General features: G+C 65.2%; 5 protein-coding genes. 3 read left to right on the plus strand and 2 right to left on the minus strand.

Annotated features, from left to right (window positions below; genetic code table 11):
- Positions 1 to 1,085, minus strand: a 1,085-nt coding sequence (locus AAF184_24040) for a low temperature requirement protein A (GenBank protein MEO0425426.1), incomplete at its 3' end; no start/stop codon positions are given.
- 300 nt (positions 1,086 to 1,385) lie between these two features.
- On the opposite strand from AAF184_24040, the gene AAF184_24045 reads away from it, so the two are divergent.
- The 3 genes from AAF184_24045 to AAF184_24055 are packed head-to-tail and all read left to right on the plus strand — an operon-like array spanning position 1,386 to position 5,632.
- Positions 1,386 to 2,654, plus strand: a complete 1,269-nt coding sequence (locus AAF184_24045; GenBank protein MEO0425427.1) for a hypothetical protein — start codon at positions 1,386 to 1,388, stop codon at positions 2,652 to 2,654.
- Positions 2,655 to 2,686: 32 nt separating this feature from the next.
- On the plus strand, positions 2,687 to 3,520 hold the full coding sequence (locus AAF184_24050) for a hypothetical protein (GenBank protein ID MEO0425428.1): 834 nt from the start codon (positions 2,687 to 2,689) through the stop codon (positions 3,518 to 3,520).
- 42 nt (positions 3,521 to 3,562) lie between these two features.
- Positions 3,563 to 5,632: a multicopper oxidase domain-containing protein gene (locus AAF184_24055; GenBank protein ID MEO0425429.1), complete on the plus strand. Its 2,070-nt coding sequence runs from the start codon at positions 3,563 to 3,565 to the stop codon at positions 5,630 to 5,632.
- A 15-nt stretch (positions 5,633 to 5,647) separates the two neighbouring features.
- Here AAF184_24055 and AAF184_24060 read toward each other — a convergent pair.
- On the minus strand, positions 5,648 to 6,578 hold a 931-nt coding region (locus tag AAF184_24060), incomplete at its 5' end, for a DcaP family trimeric outer membrane transporter (protein MEO0425430.1).

The raw sequence follows: 6,578 nt of genomic DNA on the forward strand, positions 1-6,578 counted from the left end.
CCCGACCAAGCGATCAACAGCGCCAGGCCCAGCATCAGCCCATGGCCTGACGCCGACAGTTGCGCGCGATCGCGCACGAGCCACAGGCCGGCCACGGCGAGTCCCACCGGTACGGAGATGGTGAGGTGCCCAGCGTGTATCGCTCCTTCTCCGTGCGATGGCGCACCGAGCGCGTCGATGCTCACCCCCAGGCCCGTGCCGATGCCGGCCACCGCCACGAACACGAGGAAGTGGCCGTAGCTCCAGCAGAAGACTGGCCAGAAGCCAGAGGATTCGAGGTGACCTTCGCCCGTGAAGTAGAGCGTCCACAGCGCGAAGGCGATCACGCACCCGCCGAGTGCCAGCGGCAGCACGGCCAGGTTCCCCGGATCCCCGACCGCCAGGCGCAAGGCCTCCACGCTGTAGAGCAGGACTTCCCCTAAGGTGATGATCATCATCAGGCCGTAGCGCTCGACGATATGGCCGCGGTGCCAAGGCGTACGCTTGGTCCCATTCGCCAACAGAGGCACGGCGAGTTCCATCGCAAAGCCCACCAGGACGCACGCTTGCCACAGGTCTGGCGCCGATGGCGTCCAGGCGTTGAGGCCCATCCAGTAGCAAAAGGTGAGGCCAAGATAGGCACTGTAGCGATTGGCCGTGGCGCGATGCTCTGGGTTGTCCGCGGCCACCCATCGCCACAAGAGCACCTGGACGACGCGCATGACCGCGTAGCTCATGAGCAGGGAGCCATGCTCCTCGCCGGAGAACACCAGGGGCACACTCGCCGCGATCCCCATGAAGCCCACCATCATGACCATCACCGACAGGCGCTGCACGATGTCGTCGTTATCGAAGCTCGACGAGAACCAGGTGTACTGCTGCCAGGGCCACCAGATCATGAAGAACACCATCAGGAACTGGACCAGCCCGTGGGCGCCGTGTCCGCTCGAGATCGCGTGACGGAACTCATGGGTGGCGGCGGCGATCGCGATCACCGCCACCAGATCGAAGAGTAGTTCGAGCTGTGTAGCTCCCCGATGCGCCTCGTCAGCATCTCTGGCCTTGAGTGGCACGCGCGGTAGGCTGTGTTGCTTAACTTGGTGCATCTGTGGTCGATCAGGTAACGATCGATTCAATTAGGGAAAAGAAATCGATTGCGAGGCTCGGGCACCCGCAGACTAGGGGATGCGCGCAGGCTCACACGCGATCTCGACCCTGTAAATGCGCATCAGTCCACAGCCGCCGCGCGCTGGCGCGGCGAGTCCGTCGCCGCTGGGTAAGCGAGAGGGCGTTCAAGTCAGCGTAGTGCCGCAGGGATGCACCTTCGGTGTGCGTGTGACTCATGGTTCAGATCGGCGCATCATGGGAGTCTCTGCCTTCGGTTCTCAACCAAGGCAGGTATGGCCGTGCTTTCCTCCCTCGCGACGCCCCGTCCCCTGGCGGCGATCTTCCTCGTCATCGCCTTCACGACCCATGCGTACGCTGCCGAGCAGCGCACGCCCGAGTCCACCACGATCTTGACCTTCGGCGGCGCCAACACGCTGTTCGTCGCCGACACGCTGGGCGGACGCATCTACGCATACGAGTTGGGCGGCCTCATGAACGCCGCCGACTCCGTTGATTCTGCACCGTTCAACTTGGAGCAGTTCGGTACAGCGCTCGCGGACACGCTCAAGGTCCGCCCCCGCGATGTGAGGTTCAACGACCTGGCCGTGCATCCGGTGACCAAAGATGCTTTCGTGTCGCTGTCGATCAGCGGCGGCGAGGCGGGCCCCGCGCCCGCCATCGTGCGGGTGTCGCCGGACGGCAGCATGACCCCGCTGCCCCTCGACAAGATCCCGAGCACGTCGATGCCCCTGCAGCAGCCGGCGGATGATGGGGTGACTTTCTGGCGAGATATCCCCGCGAGCACCTTTGCCGTGACGGATTTGGATTTCGCCGATGGAGTCCTCTTCGTGTCAGGCCTGTCCACGGGTGAATTCGCCTCCACCCTGCGTCAGCTGCCCTATCCCTTCGACGCCGACGGTGTGAGCACCAGCTCCGTGGAGATCTTCCACACCGCGCACGGTCAGCAAGAGACCCGAGCGCCGATTCGCGCGATGACGGTGGTGGACGTGGACGGCAAGGCCACGGTGGTTGCCGCCTACACCTGCACGCCGTTGGTCACCTTCGAGGTGGACAGCTTGGAAGACGGCAAACATGTCGTCGGCAAGACCATCGGCGAGTTGGGCTACGGCAACACGCCGTTGGAGGTGCTCTCGTTCACCGCCTACAACGCAGAGCGCAAGGCGGAGCGCTTCGTGCTGGTGATCAATCGCGAGATGGATGCGGATCTGATTCCCTTGCCCGCCCTCGCCGCGGCCGCCCAAGCGCCGGGCCTATCTGAAGTTGTGGAGATCGGTAGCAGCAACGGCGTCACCACGATGCCTCTACCCTTGAGTGGCATCTTGCAGGCCGCGGACCAGGATCCCCAGTACCTGCTCACGCTGCGCCGGGACCTCGACAGCGGCGACATGGAACTGGTGTCCTTTCGCAAGGGCGCGTACATGCGGGTCTCCACGTTCGTCAGTGAGTACAACTTCCCGGATTACGAATACGACGAAGCGCAGGATGGCGCTCGGATGTTCCAGAACCTGCTCAAGACAGACGAGGGGTTTCCTGAGTCGGTGAAGTAACGCGATAGGCTGAGGGTTGGCAGGGGCGCTCCATGCGACGCTGGACGCTAATGCTGATGTGCATCACGCCTTGCCTTGCGTCGCCGGGCAACGCCGCCGCGGACTGCGCGGACGTGTCGCTGACGCCCGCCCGCGTGGCGCAGGTATACCCCACGGCCGAGGAATTGCCGGCCAACCTGCTGCGTCTTTACGTCTACTTCACCCAGCCGATGGAGCGCGCCGACGACGGCGGTCACGTGACCCTGCGCGATGAGGCTGGCGAGGTGATGCCCGGCGCTCTCCTGAAGACGCGCTTCGGGCTATGGTCGAGCGATGGTCGGCGCCTCACGGTACTGCTCGATCCCGGCCGAGTGAAGACGGGGCTGGCGGCACACGAACGCTTCGGCCCTGTGCTCGAGCAAGGCCGGCGCTACACCCTGCGCATCGACCCGACGCTGCGCGACGCCAACGGTTGCTCGATGGCTGATGGACATGAGAAAGCGTTCACCGCCGGTGCGCCGGATCGCCATCCACCGAGCCCGGCGGATTGGTCCTTGGCGTTACCGCCGGTGCACACCCGCGAAGCGCTCACCGTCGTGCTGTCGGGGCCCACCGATCATCTCTCGCTCGCTTATCGCGTGCGCGTGCTGGATGCCCAGCAGCAAGGGGTGCCCGGGGCGATCGAGCTGGCGCAGCACGAGCAGGTGTGGCGCTTTTCACCGGCGCAGACCTGGCGGGCCGGCACCTACACCCTGCGCGTTGACCCCAAGCTCGAGGATCTTGCGGGCAATCGCCCCACCGGACTGTTCGATGACCCCACCAGCGCAAACCGCGAACGCAGCGCGCAGGCATCGAGCTTCGACCGAATATTCGTCCTGACTGAGTGATGCGACCGGTCACGTGCCCGATCGCCCGCCACGAGAGAATCCATGTACGCACACCGTCAAGCTATACGCCGTTCGCTCATGCTGCTCGCGATCGTCTGGTCACTTTCGAGCAGCGGCGCCGACCCGCTCCACGGCTCTGCACCGTTGGTGCCGCTGCCGGCCGCTGGCGTGGCCTATGCCAGCTACGCCTCACCCGCGACGCAACTGCGCGCCCGTGACGCCTTGGCTCGACTGGAAGCGGGCACCGTGGAGTGGACCGCGCGCATCGCCTACACGGACGGCGAGATCTACAATCCCGCCACCGGGCGCATGGACAAGGTGCGCCTGCGCAGCTATCAGGGCGAGGGCGTGGACCCGGCCGTGCCGTTCGTGCCACCGGCCATCAATCTGCGTCCTGGGGATACGTTCCGCTTCACCCTGATCAACGAGCTGCCGGCCGAGGACCCGTCCTGCGTCGATCACGGCGACATCAACATTCCCCATTGCTTCAACTTCTCCAACATGCACACCCATGGCCTGTGGGTGAGCCCCGCCGGCAACTCGGACAACGTCTTGCTCACGCTGGCCCCGGGGCAGCAATTCACCCATGAGTACAACGTCCCCTCCGATCACCCCGCGGGCACCTTCTGGTATCACCCGCACCTGCACGGCTCGACGGCCCTGCAGGTGAGCAGCGGCATGGGTGGCCCACTGATCGTGCGCGGCGAGCGCCTGCCTGGTGTCGATCGCGCGGGAGACATCGACACGCTGTTGCGCACGCGAGACGGTGCACCGTTCGGTGAGCGGCTGCTGGTGCTGACGCAGATCGCCTATGCCTGCGGTCCGCGCCAAGCCGACGGCTCCATCGAGATCAAGACGGACCAGGACGGCTATTGGGTGTGCGAGGAGGGCGACGTTGGCGGCATCGAGGGATACAACCAATTCGGTATGGCGCACCACTTCGATACGCCGACCGGCGTGCCAGACGTGAGGAGTCGGTGGGAAGTATCCGGGCGCCACACGGCGATCAACGGGCGGGTCATTCCAACGATTGCCGGCGTGCGCGCGGGACAGATCGAGCGCTGGCGCGTGATCCAGGCAGGGGTGAACGGCTCGGTGTCCTTGAGCGTACGCCGCTACACGGGCGCCGAGTCGGACCGCGCGTATCGGGGCGGTGACGCCAATACCCGGGCGCGCTTTGTGGCGGAGCACTGTAGCGGCCCCGAGGTCACCCAGTTCTCCATCGCCCTGGACGGGCTGACGCGCAGCCAGGTGATGCGCCAAGGTCGCAGTAACTTGCATCCTGGGTATCGCGACGACCTGCTGATGGTATTCCCCGAGCCGGGCGCCTATTGTCTGATCGATAACGATGCGCCGCGCGCCGACAACATCCGCATGCAACGCAAGCAGCGCCAGCTGCTCGGGTTCGTCATGGTCGACGGGGAGTCTGACGCCCTCGGTGGGCAATCGGCCGAAGGGTTCGTGGAGGCATCGCTACAAGCGTCCGCGCGGCAGCACATGCCGGGGGAAGTGCGCGAGCGAGTGGTGGAGGAGCTGTCTCGCGACCCCATGAGCCTGGAATCCTTCGTCGCGCATCCGTCTCTGCTGGATGCGCCTGTGGACGGCGAACAGACGTTGGGGTTCGATACCTTCATCGTCGAGGACGCGCCCCAGAACGAATTCGTGGTGGGCAACCTCGAGCTCACGCCGGGCGAACTTCCGCGTTTGGTCGATGCGAGCGATTACGTCGCCGGCCGCATCGATCGCACCCTGACCTTGGGCCACGTCGAGGAATGGACCCTCGCGGCGTTTACGGAAGGTCACCCGTTCCACAAGCACGTCAACCCCGTGCAGATCGTGAGTATCGTGGATCCGGACACGGGGGTGGACGTGAGCGCCTACGACTCAGGGTCTGTGTACGCGGGCCTGAAGGGGCAGTGGAAGGACACGATTTTCCTGCCAACGAATATCTTCGGTGCGCCGTACACGGTGAAGGTGCGCACCCACTATCGCCGCTACATCGGCACCTTCGTGCTCCATTGTCACATCCTCGACCATGAGGACTTCGGCATGATGCAGGCGCTGGAGATCGTGCCGGCCACCACGGCGAGCGCGGGCGCCACCCATCACTGAGTGGTGCGTCACCCGCTAGAAGTCGAAGCGGGCGACGGCAGCCAGGCGCGACGCCGAGCCGTTCTCTCCTGACAGCACGCCGTTGCGACCGTAGATTACCTCGATGCCGAAGTTGGCATTTTCGACAGGCGTCCAGAAGAGATTTGCGGAGAGCCGTTCACCGCCCGTGTAGGCGCCGCTATCCGCGCCGGAGGGTAGGTCCAGATCCAGGGCGCTCACCTCGAAGGTGGAGCGCCAGCGCTCCGACCACCAGTGCTGATAGGCGAGGAACCCGCCGAGGATGCCCGTTGCCTTCACGCTGCCGTCCTCGCTCACCACGCCATCGAGACCCACCGTCGCCAGCGTCGAGTAGAAATGGGTGAAGCCCTCTCCCGCCTGGCCGCCGAACACGATGTTGTCGCGAGCGTCGAACCAAGGCACGTACACGCGGCCTGAGAGCTGAACGCCGCCGGTGAACACCTTGTCGGTGGTGGACTCGAGTTGCAGTCCCAGGGCGGACAGGCGCAGGCGACCCCAAGGGCGGGTGGTCTCGACAAAGCTGGTGACGTTGGGCACCTCATCAGAGGCGAGCAGGGGCTCGGGCCCGGAGAGATCTCCAGCCGGGTTCTCGATACCCACCCCGAAGCGCCAGTGCTCCCCCACCGACTGGTTCCACCGAACGCCGGGGTTGCGCGCCGCGGGCTGCGAGAAGGGACCACCGAAGTCCACGGTCTCAGGCGATGAGCGGATGTCGACGAACTGCGACCACCACTGTCCCACGTAGAGGTTGCCCAGTTGTGCCGCGGCATGACGGATACGCGCGTCGTAGTTGCTGATGAACTCGTTGCCGCCGCCGAAGAAGTCGAACTCCACGAAGGTGCGGAATTCGCCTAGGGCCGTGTCGTTGCGCACGTCCAGGTTCACGCGCGTGTTGCGCACGTGGAAGCGCACCTGCTGCGTGTCATCG

The sequence above is a fragment of the Pseudomonadota bacterium genome, from assembly GCA_039815145.1.
GTDB lineage: Bacteria > Pseudomonadota > Gammaproteobacteria > Steroidobacterales > JBCBZW01 > JBCBZW01.

Excerpts from the sequence above, each read along its gene's own strand:
- AAF184_24050 (MEO0425428.1), top strand. The coding sequence starts at position 2,687 with ATGCGACGCTGGACGCTAATGCTGATGTGCATCACGCCTTGCCTTGCG.
- AAF184_24055 (MEO0425429.1), top strand. The coding sequence starts at position 3,563 with ATGTACGCACACCGTCAAGCTATACGCCGTTCGCTCATGCTGCTCGCG.